Origin of the sequence: Comamonas sp. NyZ500, from assembly GCF_016772095.1 — a bacterium.
Taxonomy (GTDB): Bacteria; Pseudomonadota; Gammaproteobacteria; order Burkholderiales; family Burkholderiaceae_C; genus Comamonas; species Comamonas thiooxydans.
On record NZ_JAEIJE010000008.1, the window covers coordinates 48,593 to 65,615 of the forward strand.

Here is a 17,023-nt window from a genome sequence, read left to right on the forward strand (position 1 = left end):
TGTGCCACAATAAAAAAACATTTTATTGACTGCTGAAACTATCAGTAAACAAGCGCTTTCAGCTCCTTTTTTTGTCTTTTCAAGCCGCCATGCAAATTCTTCTGCCGCCATTGATGCTGATTTCCGGAATAGGCTTTGCGCTCAGTGCAATCACACATTTGACTGCACTTACAGGGCAGATAGATGCACTTGAAACATACTTACCTCAAGATGCCCTGGAGACATTCACAAGCGCCATGACCATCGGGATTTTTGCCGTCTGGATGCCTGCGGCACTGATTGCTCAGCGCATCAACAACGGCAATCGTCTGCAGTTTTCCTGGAAGAAGGTGCTCGCAGGCTGCCCCTCCTGGATGCGCAACACTGCCTATGCGGTCTTCATTTACGCTTTTGCCAACTTTTTTCTCGGCATTGCGGGCGGCATGGCCGAGCAGCAGCACGGCTTGCGCGTGTTCTCGGGCCACTGGATGATCTTCTACGGCATGGCGTTTTGCATCTTCTTCTCGAGCTGGAACCTGCCTGCCATGCTCAAGATCCGCCACTGCCCGGCCGGGCATGAAGTCGGTCATGGTGATAATTTCTGCCCGGTCTGCGGCTTGCCTGCAGACCAGGACAGCCCGAATCCCTGATAAACCATAGCCCTGGAGGCGCCGCCGGCACCCAAAGCGGCGCATACTGACGGCCGCACCATCGCCTCCACCTACCTCTTGCACCATGCCCACTCCTCACTCCCCCATCGGCATTTTTGATAGCGGTGTGGGCGGCCTCAGCGTGCTGCAGGCACTGCGCCACGAGCTGCCGCACGAGCAGTTTGTCTATCTGGCCGACAGCGGCAATGCACCCTATGGCGATGCACGCGGCGATGCGTTTGTGCAGGAGCGCAGCCTGGCCATTGCGAAATACCTGCTGGAGCAGCACGACATCAAGATTCTCGTGATTGCCTGCAATACTGCCACCGCTGCGGCCGTGGAACTGTTGCGCGAACGCTTGCCGCAACTGCCCGTCATTGGCGTGGAACCGGCTATCAAACCTGCCTCTTTTTCCAGCCAGACCCATCATGTGGGAGTGATGGCCACCCGGGGCACCATCTCCAGCCAGCGTGTGGCACGCCTGGTGTCGGAGCATGGGCAACGCGCCGAGTTTCACCTCCAAGCCTGCGACGGCCTGGCCAGGGCGATCGAGCAAAGCACGGAGCAGGCATTGCCCGAGGACGCAAGCGCCACGGAGATCAGAGCGCTGTGCGCAAAGTACACAAGCGCTTTAGGGAGTTTCGGCCTTAAGACAGGACAGATGGATACGCTGGTGCTGGGCTGTACCCACTATGTGTTCGTCAAGGATGATTTGCGTGCCCTGCTGGGGCCCGATATTCAGCTCCTGGACACGGGTGCCCCCGTGGCACGCCAGACCCGGCGCATGCTGGAGCAGCGCAATCTGCTGGGAGCCGAGACCGATGGATCGCTGCAGCTGGCCCAGGCCGATCAGATTCAGCTCATGACGACCGGTCGCCTGACGGCCATGCAAGCCGCAGCCCAGCGTTGGCTGGAGCTACCCGAAGGCTGCAGCCTGGCCGTCAACGTGTGCTCGCCCAGCGCAGTGCCCACCCCCGCCTGATCTGCGCCATCAGCTCCAGAGCAGCTCGCCGCCCTGATCCAGATAACTGAGATAAAAACGCACATCGAACTCCAACTGATGGTAATCAGGCTCCATATGTGTGCATAACTGATAGAAAGCCTTGTCGTGATCCATGATGCGGATATGCGCGAGCTCATGCACGCAAATCATGCGCAAAAAGGCATCTGGCGCCTGCTTGAACATCGCCGCCACATGAATCTCATGCCGCGCATTGAGCCTGCCGCCATGCGCAATCGCACGCCGCGTATGCAGACCCAGGGCATTGCGCACCACATGAATCTTGCTGTCGTAGGCCACCTTGTGCAACTGCCCTGCATTGCGCAGATATTGCGCCTTGAGCGCATCGACATAGTCATAGAGCGCCCTGTCCGTGCGAACCGCGTGGGCCTGCGGATATTTGCGCAGCAGCCAGTCAGCGGCCCTGCCCGCGAGCAGCCAGTCGCGCACCTGATTCTGCAGCGATGGCGCGTAGCCCGAGAGATAGGGCAATGCCAGAGGCATGGATGCATTCACCCCTTCTTCGCCCATGCTGGCGCGCGCAGCCCTGTCCTTGCGCAGTTGCTGGGTCACGGCTCCTGAATACTTGGGTGTAGGAATGGGCTTCATGACAAAAGACAAGCCCTCCGCCACAGTCTCGGGACTGCAGCACAGAGGGCTTTGACAGCGGATGATCGAAGGAATCAATGCAGATGGCGCGGGCGGCGATTGCCGCCATGACCGGAGGCCGAGCCCCCCGATCCACCACGCGGCGGCTTGCCCAGCTCCAGCGAGCTGACCAGGGCTTCGAAGCGCTGCGAGAACAGCTTGTCGATCTCCTGCACCACTCCGCCGAGCTCTGCGCCGTCAAAGTGACGCTCCATCATGTTGATGACATCCTGCACCAGCAGATCGCGCTGCACCTGCATGATGGCTGCGGGATTGGGACCGACAAACAGCATCAGGAAGTCATCGCGACTCTGGGCCTCGGCAGGAGCCTCTTCCTCGTCGAACTCGGTGTCGTAGAAGGTCACCTCGATGGGCGAGCCCTGCTCGGCCAGCTCGTTGAGGCCCATGCACATATCGTCCAGGGACTGACGAAAATCATCGTCACCACGCACGGTCCAGCACATCTGCAACAGATGCTCCTTGGCGTCGAACTGAATGCCGGGCTCTTCTTCATAGAGACTTCCCTCGCCGTCGGTCAATGAGCGCGCACCAGCATAGGCCCACAAGGGACGCAATGCATCTTGCAGCTGCTCATACGTAACATCAGCACGGAGCAGAACCTGTCCGTGGACATGAATTTCAAAAGCAGCGTTGTAACTAGACATCTTTTTTCTCTGGGAGTGCAGGCCTCGTCAGCATGACAGAACTGCAAGCCATATTGCATCGAAGCCAGGACTTTTCCAAGCGCCTTGGCCAAGCCTTGACGCCCACAGCCCTACGGCATCGCAGTGACTGAATTTTCCCACCTTCAGCAAGACTGCGGGCAGCAACGGCTACTCAAGTCACAAATAAAAAAAGCCCGCTACACAAGATATAGCAGGCTTTTCAATTCTGGTGCCCCGAACCGGTAACGAGTTTTCAGCATTGGCGCGGGTTGCAACGGTTTTCCGTGAAGCAATCGTGAAGGGGCTATAAAACTTCACGGGCCGCAGCCTTTTCGATCGACCCGCATTTTACCGCTCCAAAACGCAAAAAAGCCCCCGACACCAGTTAAGGCATCGGGGGTCTTCATTTCTGGACCGGCCAGGCTTCCAGCATCAGTCGCGCATCATTTGCGTGGCCATCAGCTTGTCTTGCCATCCACTGATATTCCGCTGTGCACGCGCTGAGTAGTTCTCCAGCGGTTGCGGCGTACTCATCGACGGCGGCGCGGGAAGCGGCTGCGATACGGGCGGGCACGCCGGCGAGTTGCTTGCGCAGGCCGTCAGCAGCAGCGGCAGCAGCACCAGCATCAGCCTGCAGGCGCTCGGCCCGAGCCTGGGCGGATTTGATTGCGTCATCCTTGGTTTTCTCCATGCGTGAATAGGAAGCCAAAGCAGACGCGCCAGCACGCATCGTCTGCTCTGCATGCTCTTTTTTAAGGAGCGATATGCGGGCGTCTGCGCGCTGGGCATTGACCCACCAGCCGGCGGCAAAGGACATGGTCATGAGCACGGCCAGCACCAGGGCCTTGGCGCGGCCGGTCATCGAACATACTCCAGCGCCTGCTGATAGAAGCCGGGCCAGGTCTGAGGATGTGGCTTGCCCGGGCGCCAGTTGCGCAGGTAGTACGACCAGGCCTCGTCTGCCTTTCCCAGGGAAGGAAGTGGCCGAGGGTCGCTCAACAGCAGCAGACGTGCGAACCCTGCGCCGAGCACATCATCATGCTCAAGCCGGTTGTAGACAGCCGCGGGTGTAGCATCCACTTCGCGGGCTGCGCACAGCGTGCGGGCTTTGGCCTGCGTTACCTCATGGTTCAGCACGCCCTTCACACCTCCGCCCTGCTCGAACTGCCAGAAGCTGCGCGCTGGGCCGCCGACCTGGCGCCGATAGATGAACCGGCTTTCCTGCAGGCCGATAGCCAGCAGCTCGACCAGCGCCTCTTGGGTATTCTTCACCCCGATCAGGCTCAGGGCCGGCAGGATCGCGGTTTTGGTGATGTCGTCCAATGTCATACGGCACCCCCGTCCTTTGGTGGAAGCCCCAGGCGCTTGCGCACCCATTCATTGAGCAGCGGCCCCAGGGCAAACTGATCCCATGCCCTGAACACCCAGTCGGCCGCCGTCATCGAGAACATGCCGACGACAAAGCCGCCAAGCCCCTCAGACAGCCCCGTTGCCTGCACAAAATCAGGCGTTCCGTAGTTGCTGGCCGCGATACCCAGGACCAGCATTGCCGCCTTACGCGGCCATGTTCCTTGCATCCACATAAGCGCTCCTGCGCTGCCGAGGATGCCAGGCACCTTTGGCAGCAGTTGGTCAGTCCAGTTGTTATCCATTCGCCCTCCCAGGCACGAAAAAGCCACCCGAAGGTGGCCAAAGAAGGGTGTCCGCCACGGCGGCCCCGATAAAAGTCATCCAGCGCACTGCGCTCAACCAGTCATTTCGGCTGTCTACGGATCGCAGAAGCTACACTTGCAGCCGCTACGCATGCCGCACGCATGCGCCGAGACTGACATTTGGATTGAAGAATTTTTCATTTAATTTGGGATGAGCAATGAAGTGGACTGAGTACACAAAACTGCGGGTAGATGGACAAGAGAAAAATGTGCCTTGGTGGACGAATGACAAGATCAAACTCCACAACTTCTGCAAAGAACATGGTCTTCCAACGCCTGATATTTCTGCAATCTGGAAGCACCCTTCTGAAATTGACCTGTCCAATGCCCCCAAAGAATTTGTCCTGAAGCCAAGCGTTCTTCACTCGGCAAAGGGCGTCATGGTCCTGAAAAGAACAGATGACGGTAAGTTCCATGAGGCTTTCTCTGATAAAGCCCTCACACAAGACGACATCATCAGAATCCAGACGAAGGCTTATGACGAATGCAAATTCAAGTCGGCCTACAAAATCTTCATCGAAGAGAAGGTAAAAGGCGATGATCACGTCGGCGATATTCCGCTGGACTACAAGATCTATACCTTCTACGGCGTGCCAATGATGGTTTGGCAGTTCAACCGGAACCAGAAGCCAAAGCGCGCGGCCTGGTTCGATGGGAACTTCCGCCCACTGCGCATGCGTGAATGCATCCGCAGCGAATGGAAGCTTCTCCACCACGGCGTGCACGTTCTTCCCCGCGACTGGGAGAACATGCTTGCGATTGCATCCAAGGCCTCCATCCTCGTGGACTCCCCGTTCATCAGTGTTGACATGTTCTCTTCTACTAGAGGCGCCCTGATTGGTGAATTCACACCGGCACCTGGCGGCCCCTTCTATGGCGACATGTACAAGTTCACCGAAGAGTTCGACACAACCATGGGCAAGGCCTGGGAAGACGCCCTTGAACGCATGAAGGCGAAGTAATGACTGTGACCTACACCCCCCTTTCGGAACTGAAGGCTGACGACTACACAGAAGCCCTGTTGCTCGTCAAATTCTCATCCGGTGCACGAGTCCCTATTTACTGCACATACCTCTATGGCCGGTGGATTAACACAGTGACCGATCAGCCAATTGATGGAGATCCGGTTTACGTAATCAACTTGCCGGAATACCCGGAATGATTAAAGGCCAGCGATTGCTGGCCTTTTCTCTTTCATACAAGTTCATTCATTCGAATATCCATTTTGTCGAGAAAGAAACCCGAGTTATCTGGGCTCTCGACTCGACGCATGGTCCGTAATAGAACTTGTTGTAAGCAGACTGTGCGCTGATGAATGGGCCGTTGCCCAGCATGTTCGCGCCAGTAGCCCCACCCATAGGATGCAACGTGCACTCAGTCGTAAGGAACCGGGTGCTTGACGGACGCGTGTAATCTGCCTGGGTAATGCGACTGCGGCGACCGACACGGTTATTCGCCGCCGCCGTCACATCCTGATAGTAAGGATAAGTGATGAATCCGAAGTCCGTGTGGGTCGCGCACATTGCTGTGTATGCGGTTTTCACGTTGGCATTACCGTTCATCGCTACATCCAGGCCCACCACGGAATCAGCGACGTAGTTGTATGTCTTGTCGACACTCAGGCTACTTGCTCCGGTGGCAATCGTCGTGCGCTGAATAAGTTTCAGGTACTTGCCCACCACGAAGGCGCCGACAGTCGCGGGAATATCAGTGCGGGCACCATCCACATAGAACGCTGGCTCTACCCGCTGAGTCTCGCCGCCATGCACGCTGCCAAACCACTTGTTCTCGTTATATTCAAAGAACGCATAGTCCATGGCCGAGTTGCCGGCGACATAGGGGCGTCCATAGTCACCGAAGGCGAGTGCGGTATAGCTCAACTCTGGGTCAGTTGCACTCAGCGTGGCGAAATCCGCACCTATGACATTCATCGCCAAGCCGCTGACCTTCTTCAACATCACAGTGTTGGCACCTGTCTGGGGTAGCTCATACTGAACAAAGACAAGTTTTGGCTCGGTAGTCTGGGCGCTGAATGTCTTCTGCAGCACACCATTCACATACAGCTCAATCTGAGTCGCACTGCCGGTGGTTCCGAACATAGCGACCTGACCGCGCCGGCCGCCATATTTCGAATTGACCGACCAGGACATGGTCGCATTCAACTCATTGGTTGCCTGGTAGGTCAGTTGCTGCGCAGTAAGAGTGCCAGTTGGGAATGATGCACTCACAGGGACAACAGTCTTCGCACCCCATGCCCCAGTCGTTGCACCGTCGTCCCTGTAGAGGAACACCTCACTGAAGAACCGCGTCACGCAGTTGCGCCAACTCTCCGACGCACCGCCAGTGTCAGTCTCGTTCGATGTAAACGAGTTCCACCAGTGCTCCGAAGAGACATAGCCAGTACCCCGGCGCTTGGTGATAAAGCACAGGATGTCTGTCGCCTTGCGAAACACCAACTTTGGGGAGATCGATCCATAGTTGTCCTGTGGCTCGATGTAATCATGATCGGTGGCGAAGCCACGCACGACGCAGCCGGTGATCCTCCCAACGTTCAGCAGATTCGAGGTGTCGTTGATGGTGGTGGTGTTGCCAACAAGGCCAACACCCTTCATATCAACCGGCGAAGAAAATGTGACCGATGCACCAGGCGCCAGATACAGCCTCTTAATGCCGAGGGCAACTGCTCGATTGACTGCATCGTCGATGGTAGCGAAATCATTGACAAAGAGGATCTTGTCGAGTTTGTCATCGACGCTTTGCGCGCTCCCTCCTGGCGCTTGGTAAGCGACAATGGATGCGCCGCCGGCAGTTGGCTCATCCAGATCAATTCTGAGCTGGTCCAGATTTGACACAAAAGTCAACACTCCAGATACCTTGCGGTAGCGAGTGCGAGCACCAAGTCTGTTCTCATCCTGAGAGATTTCGACAAGCATTCCCTCTTGGACGGATGCCAGTTTTGAAACAGCCAGAGCATAGGTGTCGAAGGTGGGAACGGTGTTGTCAGCTATCTGCTGGGCCTTGTCTGCCGCCTCTTGTGCAGCATCTGCAGACTCCTGTGCAGCATCTGCAGCGTCCTTAGCATCCTGAATGGCGTCTGCGATTGGACCGGATACAGTCGCGTCATCTGGATCGAACAGCAGAATCACATCTTCCTCAAGCACATTCAGGCCAGAGGAATCTGTACGCAGGCTATAGCGGCCATTCGCAGCGTAGAACTCGAACGTCCCGTCCTGGCCCGTTTTCAGCGGGTTGCCAGCCGGAAGAGTGCCGGCGCGATCCAGAAAGATAGACGCGATTACGCCCGACTCATCTAACACAGTGATGGAAGCGCCGCGCACGGCTGCGCCGCTGACCGAAGTCAGATTGCTTTTGTATTTCTGCATGGCTTGAAGAGGTAAGAGTTAAAGGGCGCGAATGACCCAAACACCGGTTGCGGACTTCATGCGGGCTTCGGTGCCACCGTCAGAAGCAATAGTTGCGACGTGTGCGTGGCCACCAGCTGCTTGCGCGGTGCCATTCAATCCGTGGGCGTGGTCGCCGACAGAAGTCGATGACCGCGTGTTCCCAGGATCTGCGGCCCATCCATCCCAGCCACCTCCTGCGAGGGCCACGCGGTAATCTCCTGCGATCCCGTGGGCATGCCCACCCGCTCCTGTGGTGCTTCCGACTAGGTTGTGGGCGTGATCTCCTACGGGGTCGATAGTTGCCCCGTGTGCATGGGCCTTGTTTTGGCTGTCCTGCATGGCGCCGGAAGCGCCGGCGGAGGAAGCGCCATCACCCCTTAGAGCCACAGCGCCATAGGAATTGACCTGCTTGCCGTTGAGATCAGGGAAGCGAAAAGTGCTCGAGCCGTTGCCAGTGGAGAAGCTGCCGCGCACGGAAGGATTCCCCTGCCATGAAGACTCTGTGACCAAAGGCATGCCGCCGCTTGATACAAGAGCCCAAAGGCTTGGGTAATCAGCCCGATTGGCCTCCTGCCCATCCTGCGGCTGGTGCTTTGCTGGAATGTTGGCGCGATTTCCGCCCCACCACTGGGTCATACCAATGGCCGGCGCGGCGTCCCTCACCAAGTCGCGTACCTGGGCAATAAATGCCGCATGCGCGCGAAGGTAGTTGTCCAGGTTCGGAAAGACCTGTTCGGAGCCTGCCGGGGAGTTATCCGAGGCAACAGGGTCCAGGTCATCAATGCTGCTGGGTACTGGCATGGCGTTTTGTCATGAAAAAACCCGCCAGGGCGAGCCGTAGCGGGTTAGAAAAGGGAAAGTCCCTGGATAGGGGCTTTGGTAGGATGGAAAGATGAACTGCTTCCAAGATTTCGTCATTTGGTGGAACAGCCAGCCTTGGTCCATCGCAGCGAGCGAGTGGATAAGGGATACCGGCATATCCCCGGGCTACCTGGGCACGCTACTTGCGTTTGTTGTCCTTGGCGCTTTCGGAGTCTTTCGGGACCGCAAGTAGACCCCCCATCGCGGCACCACGGCTCGCATTTGACAAAAGGCCATACTCAGGCACTTGCGGGGCCAAAAGACCTCTGTTCGCGCGCAGGGCGTTTGCAGTTCGACCCATGCTCACCAGCGCATCAGCCTGCTGATCGATGTTCAGCAGAGGAATCCTGCTGGTAATCCCCAGAAGCGCATTCAACCCCTTACCAACCACCAACGCTCCGGAGTTGCTGTTGTTCACTGCTGAACCTGCAGGCTGAGCCTGGGTGTAGCTCGCAACACGACCAATCCGCTGCAGCTGTTGGATGTCCTCCGGAGAAAAGAACAGACCCAGCTTTTCCGGCCCCAACGAACTCAGTGCAGAGTTCAGCGCCTTCTGAGAAACCTTGCCGACTTCATCAGCCGAGCCGCCAAGTGCCTTGCGCTTGATGTGCGTAGCCAGCGCATCACGAACGACTTGCCGTCCTTCCGGCGTGAGGTTCCGTGCCACTTGAGCGGCTTCATCTGGCGTCCCATTGATGATGAATCGCTGAGCCAGCCGCGCCGGATCAGCAGTAGCACCATCAGAAAGCGCCGAGCGCACCAGCGGCGAAGAGTCCTCAAACCCGTAGGCTGCCCGCGTTGCCTGTCGCGCACGGTCAATCGCTGACATGGCATCGCTAGGCAGTGGATCAGTTGCCCTCATCTGCTGGGCGGTTCGAGCAGTAGTCGGAACTCCACCAGGGTTGAAGATCTGCGATGCCGCAGGCTGCATGCGAGCTTGCTCCAGAATATCCCGAGCCACGCCGGCAGCCGCCGCCTCATTGCCGCCAGCACGCATGGTGTTGGACAGCATGCTCTGCAGGTTGCGGTACGCCTGGGGCGTGAACTGGTCGGGATTGGTCTGCAACGCCTGGATGTACGAAGAGATCCGCGAATCCATGAACGGCATCAGGCCGGCATCGTCCAGGGCGGCATTGATATCACCCAGGACATTGGCCTGCATGGGCATACGATAGCCCGGCGTGGCCCGCGCATCGCGCCACGCCGCTGACTCGGCCGCTCGGAGCGCATCACGCTGTTGCGCGATGTTCCCAGACAGCGCGCGACCTGCAGCAATGGCGTCCGTCTCCCGCCCACGCTCAACACCCTGCAGAAGCTGAATCAACCGGTTGTTGTTGGCGTTCTCTACCTGGGCTAGTCCCTGGATATTCGCCAAATTGCTGTTGGCACCAGTCTTGGCCAGATTCTTCTCGTTGGTGATCTGCACTGGGTCTAGCGTCACTGTTCCGCGTGTCGGCGTCACTTCTAAGGCGCGAAAATCGGCCAGACGCTGAGCTGCCCTGGCATCCAACCCCTCCAGAGTATTGGCCTTGCGCAGATCGGTCATCAGCGACTTCTGCACGTTAGCAGGAATCGCATCCCAGTCACCGCCCGTGATGCTCAATCGGTTGCGCAGCACGGCAGACAGCTCTGTGTCATTCATGCGCTTCGGTTTTAGCTCAGGCATAGCATCCAGGCCAACTCGTCGGCCTACCGCCTCGCTGGCGCGGCCTGCTGCATTCATAGCTGCATTCCCAACCATGCCACCAGCAACGCCGCCGGCCAAACCTGCGGCCATCTGGCCTAGTTCATTGAACCCAGCATTCTTTGCAGCATCTGCCGCCGCACCGCCACCAACGCCACCACCAATCTGGGCGGCAGGGTTTGCAGCTAGAGCAGACAGAATGCCTTGCGTGGCGCCTGTGGTGCCGCGAGCAGCCTGGGCCGCAAGACCAGCAGGCACAGCAGCCCCAAAGCCGCCGCGAGTGGCCGCGGCCACGCTGCGCTCGAGCCCAGTCTCAGGTTTCGGAAGGCCCAGGCTGTCGGCCAGCTTCGAGGCGCTTTCAGACGGAAGATCGGACTGAACACCCATGGCGCCAAGGCCGGAGCGGATAAGCGCTCCAGGGAGGTCCAGAATCTGAGCCCCTCCCTCCAGCGCATAGCGGCCTGTCAAACCAACCTGTCGGCCGATGTTCTCCAGGGCAGAGCGCTGGGGCGTCGGCCGCTGGCCCATGATCATCTGAGACAGCGGGCCAGGCTGCTGGGCAGACTGCTGCTGCTTCGGCTGGCCGGCCTGGGCGTAGTTCGCCTGGGCATAGGCCATCACCTGATCTTGCGTCGCATCGTCAGGCGCCGTGATCTCGTAGGAAGCGCCATCAGGCGCTGTGATGCGATAGGTCGCCATATCAGTTCACTCTCTGGATGCCCCAGCCACCGCTGCCCATGGGGGCGGGCGCTTGGGCTGGCTGCTTCGGTTCCGATGGCAGTTGCGGCACAGCATAGAAGGGGACCATTGCTGCATAGTCAGGATTGCTTGCCACCGCTTGCACCTTGCGCTGGTGCTCACCGTAGATGTGCTGGCCAGCCCGGCGTGCTGCACTGCTCAGCACCCGCAGCTCAGATGGTGTCAGACTGAGATCACCGGAGATAGCACGCTCTGCAAGCTTGCTTTCACTCTCGGTAATGGCCCCCTGTCCACGCATCTGAGCGCGGCCCTGCAGCGTGAGCTGGGCAAGCCCCTGCATGGCAGAACGGGTGTTTTCCAGCTTCGTCTTCTGGTCCTGGCCGCCCATTCCCAGCGTATCGGCCCATTGGGCAACAGTCAGGCGTGCATTCGCTGTCGGCCCGGTAATCACCTGACCAGAGTTCAGCGCCTGATCAATGCTGTTGGCTGCCTGGACCTGCTTCACCGCCGCGTCAGCGGCAATCTGCGAGTCCTTCATCATGGGACCGATCTGGCCGGCCAGACTCTCGCCCATCTTGTTGTTGATCTGCACATTGGTGCGCGCGGCGCCGGCGGCAGCCTTGGCCTTGGAATAGGCCTGATAGGCTGGGTTGGCCACGATCTGGCCGTTGACCATCATGAATGGCTGATTTGCCGTGTCCTGCACCTGGTCGGGGGTAAGCGACTTTTCCAAGGCGCTGGCCTGCTGCCCGGTGTAAGGGTTCCAGCCGATCACCTGGCCGCCCACGTCCTGGGTCTTGATCTCGGGCGCATTGGCCAGGCCGGTATTGCGCACGCCGCCGTACTCATCCACGCCGAAAAGCGACTTTGAGCCATCAGCACCGGTCACCTGCTGAATTTCCTTCAGCTTGTCGCGGCCTGCATTGCGGATGTCAGCCCACTTTGCTGGGTCAGCGAACCCGGCCTGCAGAAACGTAGCCGGAGAGGCAGAAATCGCCCCATCAGCCCCAGGAGTCATCTTTGCCAGTGCATCCTGCTGCAGTTTGGCCTGGGCCATCTGCAGAAGACGGTTGTTCTGCGTGTCCTGGGCCTGGCCGTAGGCAGAAAGGCCGAGCAGACCGCCGCGGCCGATGGCTTGGGCTGTGGTGCCACGACTCGCCAGGGCGCCCAGGCCGGCCCCCAGCAGCCCTTGTGCCACTGGAGAGCTGAGCAAGCCCATGAAGCCGCCCTGCTCCGGCTGCTGGCCATAGACCTGCTGGTATGCGCCATAGCTTGGCATCTGTGTTGCCATAAATCACCCCCTGCGCGCAGCGCGCTGAGCCATGAGTTTTTCCGCGCCCGACATCTGGTTGCCACGGCCGGCCGACAGCAGACCGGTGAAGTCAGCGGCACGACCTGGAATGCCAGCAGACTGCGCAACCGGCCCTTGCGGGCTGTCCATGAGTCCCATCTTCCCGGCGATGCCGGCCACGTCTGTGACGGTCTTCATACCCGCCGGAGACAGCAGGCCGGCAGTTTGTGCCGACGGCGCCGCTCCGGAAAGCGCAGCACCAGCAGACGACAGGCCTTGTGCACCGCCCATCTCGGCCAGAGATGCCCCCAGCGCGCCGGGAGCCTGCAGACCAAGGCCAGAGGCCCCAGCAGTCAGGCCCAGGCCGCCGGCTGGTGCTGCTGCAGCGCCACCAAGACCACCCAAGCCCCCAGTAACGGCACCCAGGCCAGCCCCGGTCAATGCGCCCGTCAGTGGATCCTTGTTCGTCAAGGCGCCGCCCAGGGCGCCAAGTGCCATTGGCAAGAACTGAAGCATTACTTACCCCCGCTCTGATTTGTCGTTGTGGTGCTACCGGCGGTGTTGTTCATCACGCCGGTCATGGCCTGCAGCTTCTTGTAGGGGTCATCCTGCTGCTGCTGCCACTGCTCGTAGTTGAAATCGGCGTTGTTCTGTGCCTGGTCCTGCAGTGTGTTGCCGGCGTTGAGCAGCTGATTCAGGTCGGCATAGTCCTGGTTTGCATAGCCCTGGGCCATGCCCAAAGCCGCCAGGCGGTTGGCCTGATTGGTCTTGTACGCATCGCCGTACATACTGGTTGCCACTTGCCCCAGGTTCTGCTGCAGTTGCTTCTGACTTTGATCCTGCATCTGTTGCAGGCCAGAGTTCCCAAAGGAACCCGATCCCACCATGGCTGACTCGAGTTGCGGCTTGGCTGTCAGGTTGTAGCTGTCTACCACCGACTTTTGCGCATTGGCCACCTGCTGGTCCAGATAGGGGTTCGTCTGGTCGCCCATCATCTGCTGCAGGCTTCCCTTTGCTTCGTCCCAAAGTGCTGAGCCGTTCGTAGCCCGGTCCGTAACACTCTGGAGAGCCTGCTTCTGTGTATCGTTCAGGTCTGCATAGCGCTGGCCGCCGTAGCCTTGCCATGTCTTGTTTGCCAGTTGGGTGGAGAGGTTGGCAACATTGGAAAGCAGAGGCCGGATCTCGTCAGGGTATGCAATCGCACTGCTGCTGGTGCTAGTGCCACCACCGCCACCGCCACAGGCCTTCATCTGGCCCAAGGCGCGGCGCTTTTCTTGATGCGGATTCATATTGGCATCCTCAAGGTTGTGTAAATCGGCTCCCAGGGGAGATGCCGTTGGTAAAGCCTGGTTTGCGCCGGCTTGGCGCTGCAGCGCATTTCTGTGCAGCCGCTGGACCTGGCCATGGCCGCCAGCTGCTCACTGCAGGCCAGCCAGTGGCCTCCGGGGGCGTATAGCTCACAGATGTGCAGCGCGCGGACATTGGGGAGCTGGTCGATGCGTGTCACCGCCCACCCAACGGCCTGCCCGTCCAGGTCTATGCGGATCAGATCGCGCTCACCACGGCTGAGAAGCAGCTTGAGCTGGTCGCCGGTGATCTCTCCACCCGAGGTTTCGCAGGCCTTGTCCAGCATGTGCGCACCATCCAGCCAAGCGCGGCCGATGAAGGCCGCAGGAATGACTTGCAGCTTGTAGGTCATGTGCCGGTCACTCCCCTGTCTTCTACCCAGGTGCCCGGCTCGCCACTGGCGACGCATATCCAGCCCTTGAGCACATACTGAGCGCCGGCCGTGCCAAGAACCTCAGGAGCACTGTTCTTGATGTAATCCCCGGCCTGGTATTTCCCGGTCGTTGGCGGCGATGTCAAAGCGTTGTAGCTGCCAGATAGCCGCCCCTCAGACACTGCATTGACCTGTTTTGCGAAGGCCGGCAAAACTTGTGCCAACGCGCGCAATAGGGACGGTAGATCGTTGCCTAGGCGCAGATTGTCGGTTTGAAGCCTCATCGGTACCCCGCCTGTTTAAGCCTTGGCTGAACTCCGATCAAGGCATAGTCCCCAACGCTGTCCACCCTGATACGGTGCCACCTAGCGCGCTGCCGGAGGTCAAACGCCGCATCGTCACGGATGGCCACAGACGCCTGTTTTACGGGCAGGCCGCCATCATCCTTGGTGAAGCCCGTCGCCGTAGCGCTTTGAGGCGCCACCTTCAGACGCAGGGTGACGCGATCGAGCCACGTCATCTGTTCTTCATCGCCAAAATCACCCGTGGTGAAGCTTGATGGGGCCGCCGGCCCGGCGAATGTCACGAGACGGTCACTTGCGTCAAAGCCGGCCATCAGCTCCTGAGATTCAACCCAGAATGGTGAATCGAAATCGATCTGCGGACCGGTTTCATAGTCTGTCACCAGCTCCGAACCGCCGTCATACGTCGCCGGCGGCGATGCATAGCGCACCACGGCGCGGATGTAGTGATCGGCCCGACCCCAGCGGCCAGTTGATGGATGGAACACCAGGCCCTTGTCGACCTCACCATTGCCGCCCACGCTTGGGAAGAAGAACCAGGCCAGCTGATTCTGCTTGTCCCAGAAGGCCACGCTTTTCTGCATGAACTTCGGGTCGCGCACGGAGACAAACCAGTCGCGCAAGATACCGCGGCCAATCGGCCGCACCTGCACGCCGTCAAAAGCGTAAATGTCGTCGTCTCCGATGAAGAAATGCGCCTTGCCCGTGTCGCATACAGCATCCTGGCCAACGCATCCCACATCAGAATCGACCATGGTGTAGTTCCACACCTCAGCGGGCCCCGTGTAGCGCCCAACGTAGGTAGAGCGGCGCTTGTAGACGATCACGTCATCACCGAGACGGTGCGCGGCCGTGATTTCACCGCCTGACTCGACCAAGCGACCTGTGGTGCACAGCGTTGACACGTTCGGCGTCCAGTCCGATGCATTCAGATATGCCGAGCACCACCAGCGGTCCGGCGCATCGCCGAAACTCGTGTCTGATGTGTTGAACGCCATCATGAACCCCTTGAGGCTGACCAAAATCTTGGCCTTTGGGGCATCTGTGACGGGCGCGAAGTCGGCACCGGCGGTGCTGATCTGCATGCCGGCGCTCAAGCATGACGCTACCGAGCTGTTGGCGAACTGAGCCAGCGCCCAGCGCTCGCTGTCGCCCAGGCTGAATGGGCCTCCAGTTCCAGAAACATTGGCCCAGGTGCGCCCTGTCAACGAATACAACCCAGCGACCGTCCCAACGATGGCAATGCGGTTGCCATCCAGGTCAATAGCCGCCATGGCACCGCGAACGGCTTCCGGAAGGGGATCAACACCAACCACAGAGAGCGTGGGTCCAGGCCGCATTCCCAATTCCGAAGGAATCAGGTTGCTGCAGTCGGTCAGCAGGCCGGCCATGGTCGGGTCGGCGTCGGGCATGAATCCCAAAACTGTGTTCATACCACCCCCGGTGCACTCACTGCCAGCTGCGTGCCGCCCCAGTTGTACCTGTTGTTTGCAGAGAGCATCTCTTGCACTGCTGCTTCGTACTTGGCCCGATACCCTGTCACGCCCTCAGGATCGCGCAGCCAGACTGCTCCCTGCTCGCAGCATTTCCACAGGTAGACGTCATAGTTGTTGCGCAGCAGCCAGTTTGAGTCCTCATTGAACACCAGAGGCGCATAGCGCTGGGTGTAGAGAATCTCGTAAGGAACGCCCGTTGGGCTCCCCAGGATCTGGGCTACTTGCCCGATGCGGGTGAAGTATGGGCCGCACTGTTTCGAGCGGAAGTCCTCGAGCGTGATCTGCTGGAATGCAACGCGGTTAACACGCAACTCCTGAAGCTCCTGCATTTCGTCGGGCAGGATGATCTGGCCATTCAGCACGGTATCCGCATAACGCGTGGTCTGCATAGCCGTCTTGATCCGGGGATCACGGGCAAACTCGGCCTCTGCCATACGCACGAAGTCGGGGATGACGGCATCCAGGTCAGTGCGGTTGAGCCAGGTGGCGACAGACTTCCTCAGGCTGCTGTAATTGGCCTCGGCCGCATTGCCTGAAACAGCCAGCGATGGCAGTACGTATGTCATAACCGGCCTTTCCAGACACGGAAGACGCTGTTATCCGGGTCTTCCAAGAACTGCTTCAGCAAACCCGAATCCTGAAGAACATCGGCGTAGGTCTTGCCGCGCTTCTGGGCCCACTCGGACAGCACAGGGATGGGGACCGAGGCCACATGCTTGTCCCCCATGCCGGTTGTGTGCGCGCCGATGTTGTGCAGTCCCTTGGCGCGCTCGACGGCGGCTGTGACGTCTGTCACCTGTTGGACAGTCACCTTGCCATCACCGTGGTCGTGCCAGAGGGTGCGCGAGTAGCCGTTGTTGCTCAGGATTCGTGTCTTCATAAACAAAAAGCCGCCCCGAAGGGCGGCCTCTT

General features: G+C 59.2%; 20 protein-coding genes. 4 read left to right on the forward strand and 16 right to left on the reverse strand.

Annotated elements, in window-relative coordinates; translation table 11 throughout:
* Positions 1 to 236 precede the first annotated feature (236 nt).
* Entirely contained in the window at positions 237 to 629 is a 393-nt protein-coding gene (locus JAO85_RS13755) for a hypothetical protein (protein WP_003061025.1), read from the forward strand.
* Positions 630 to 714: 85 nt separating this feature from the next.
* Positions 715 to 1,611 carry a glutamate racemase gene (murI, locus tag JAO85_RS13760; RefSeq protein ID WP_012837546.1) on the forward strand — a complete coding sequence of 299 codons (897 nt, stop codon included), beginning with the start codon at positions 715 to 717 and terminating at the stop codon, positions 1,609 to 1,611.
* Positions 1,612 to 1,620: 9 nt separating this feature from the next.
* Here the strand turns inward: murI and JAO85_RS13765 are convergent, their stop codons facing one another.
* From JAO85_RS13765 to JAO85_RS13785, 5 genes are all read right to left on the reverse strand, one after another.
* Positions 1,621 to 2,238: a M48 family metallopeptidase gene (locus JAO85_RS13765; RefSeq protein WP_034407375.1), complete on the reverse strand. Its 618-nt coding sequence runs from the start codon at positions 2,236 to 2,238 to the stop codon at positions 1,621 to 1,623.
* A gap of 74 nt (positions 2,239 to 2,312) precedes the next feature.
* The gene (locus JAO85_RS13770) at positions 2,313 to 2,942 is read right to left on the reverse strand and encodes a DUF6806 family protein (RefSeq protein WP_003061017.1); all 630 of its coding nucleotides are present in this window, start codon (positions 2,940 to 2,942) and stop codon (positions 2,313 to 2,315) included.
* A 403-nt stretch (positions 2,943 to 3,345) separates the two neighbouring features.
* Positions 3,346 to 3,765 carry a hypothetical protein gene (locus JAO85_RS13775; protein WP_237734841.1) on the reverse strand — a complete coding sequence of 140 codons (420 nt, stop codon included), beginning with the start codon at positions 3,763 to 3,765 and terminating at the stop codon, positions 3,346 to 3,348.
* Positions 3,766 to 3,800: 35 nt separating this feature from the next.
* Positions 3,801 to 4,271 carry a hypothetical protein gene (locus tag JAO85_RS13780; protein ID WP_202788281.1) on the reverse strand — a complete coding sequence of 157 codons (471 nt, stop codon included), beginning with the start codon at positions 4,269 to 4,271 and terminating at the stop codon, positions 3,801 to 3,803.
* The gene (locus tag JAO85_RS13785; RefSeq protein ID WP_202788282.1) at positions 4,268 to 4,594 is read right to left on the reverse strand and encodes a hypothetical protein; all 327 of its coding nucleotides are present in this window, start codon (positions 4,592 to 4,594) and stop codon (positions 4,268 to 4,270) included. Before JAO85_RS13785 ends, JAO85_RS13780 begins: the two co-directional genes overlap by 4 nt.
* Before the next feature lie 218 nt (positions 4,595 to 4,812).
* Here JAO85_RS13785 and JAO85_RS13790 point away from each other — a divergent pair, with 218 nt between their 5' ends.
* Both JAO85_RS13790 and JAO85_RS13795 read left to right on the forward strand, forming a co-directional pair.
* Positions 4,813 to 5,616 (forward strand): ATP-grasp fold amidoligase family protein, encoded by an 804-nt coding sequence (locus JAO85_RS13790; protein ID WP_202788283.1) that lies wholly within the window; start codon positions 4,813 to 4,815, stop codon positions 5,614 to 5,616.
* Complete coding sequence (locus tag JAO85_RS13795) at positions 5,616 to 5,816, forward strand: hypothetical protein (protein ID WP_202788284.1); 201 nt, start codon at positions 5,616 to 5,618, stop codon at positions 5,814 to 5,816. Before JAO85_RS13790 ends, JAO85_RS13795 begins: the two co-directional genes overlap by 1 nt.
* Positions 5,817 to 5,862: 46 nt before the next feature.
* Here the strand turns inward: JAO85_RS13795 and JAO85_RS13800 are convergent, their stop codons facing one another.
* The 11 genes from JAO85_RS13800 to JAO85_RS13850 all read right to left on the reverse strand — a co-directional run bounded on the left by JAO85_RS13800 (position 5,863) and on the right by JAO85_RS13850 (position 16,991).
* Positions 5,863 to 8,037, reverse strand: a complete 2,175-nt coding sequence (locus tag JAO85_RS13800) for a hypothetical protein (protein WP_202788285.1) — start codon at positions 8,035 to 8,037, stop codon at positions 5,863 to 5,865.
* Positions 8,038 to 8,055: 18 nt separating this feature from the next.
* Positions 8,056 to 8,859 (reverse strand): tail fiber protein, encoded by an 804-nt coding sequence (locus JAO85_RS13805; protein WP_202788286.1) that lies wholly within the window; start codon positions 8,857 to 8,859, stop codon positions 8,056 to 8,058.
* A gap of 199 nt (positions 8,860 to 9,058) precedes the next feature.
* Positions 9,059 to 11,302, reverse strand: a complete 2,244-nt coding sequence (locus JAO85_RS13810; protein ID WP_202788287.1) for a hypothetical protein — start codon at positions 11,300 to 11,302, stop codon at positions 9,059 to 9,061.
* Between the two features lies 1 nt (position 11,303).
* Positions 11,304 to 12,593: a hypothetical protein gene (locus tag JAO85_RS13815; protein WP_202788288.1), complete on the reverse strand. Its 1,290-nt coding sequence runs from the start codon at positions 12,591 to 12,593 to the stop codon at positions 11,304 to 11,306.
* A gap of 3 nt (positions 12,594 to 12,596) precedes the next feature.
* Positions 12,597 to 13,091 (reverse strand): hypothetical protein, encoded by a 495-nt coding sequence (locus tag JAO85_RS13820; RefSeq protein WP_202788289.1) that lies wholly within the window; start codon positions 13,089 to 13,091, stop codon positions 12,597 to 12,599.
* Between the two features lie 17 nt (positions 13,092 to 13,108).
* Complete coding sequence (locus JAO85_RS13825) at positions 13,109 to 13,882, reverse strand: hypothetical protein (protein ID WP_202788290.1); 774 nt, start codon at positions 13,880 to 13,882, stop codon at positions 13,109 to 13,111.
* Complete coding sequence (locus tag JAO85_RS13830) at positions 13,879 to 14,292, reverse strand: hypothetical protein (RefSeq protein WP_202788291.1); 414 nt, start codon at positions 14,290 to 14,292, stop codon at positions 13,879 to 13,881. The genes JAO85_RS13825 and JAO85_RS13830 overlap by 4 nt, the downstream gene beginning before the upstream one ends.
* Entirely contained in the window at positions 14,289 to 14,597 is a 309-nt protein-coding gene (locus JAO85_RS13835; RefSeq protein ID WP_202788292.1) for a hypothetical protein, read from the reverse strand. The genes JAO85_RS13830 and JAO85_RS13835 overlap by 4 nt, the downstream gene beginning before the upstream one ends.
* A complete protein-coding gene (locus JAO85_RS13840) occupies positions 14,594 to 16,027 on the reverse strand; it encodes a hypothetical protein (protein WP_202788293.1) in 1,434 nt (477 codons plus the stop codon). The genes JAO85_RS13835 and JAO85_RS13840 overlap by 4 nt, the downstream gene beginning before the upstream one ends.
* A 17-nt stretch (positions 16,028 to 16,044) precedes the next feature.
* A complete protein-coding gene (locus JAO85_RS13845) occupies positions 16,045 to 16,677 on the reverse strand; it encodes a hypothetical protein (RefSeq protein ID WP_202788294.1) in 633 nt (210 codons plus the stop codon).
* Positions 16,674 to 16,991: a hypothetical protein gene (locus tag JAO85_RS13850; RefSeq protein WP_202788295.1), complete on the reverse strand. Its 318-nt coding sequence runs from the start codon at positions 16,989 to 16,991 to the stop codon at positions 16,674 to 16,676. Before JAO85_RS13850 ends, JAO85_RS13845 begins: the two co-directional genes overlap by 4 nt.
* Positions 16,992 to 17,023 lie beyond the last annotated feature (32 nt).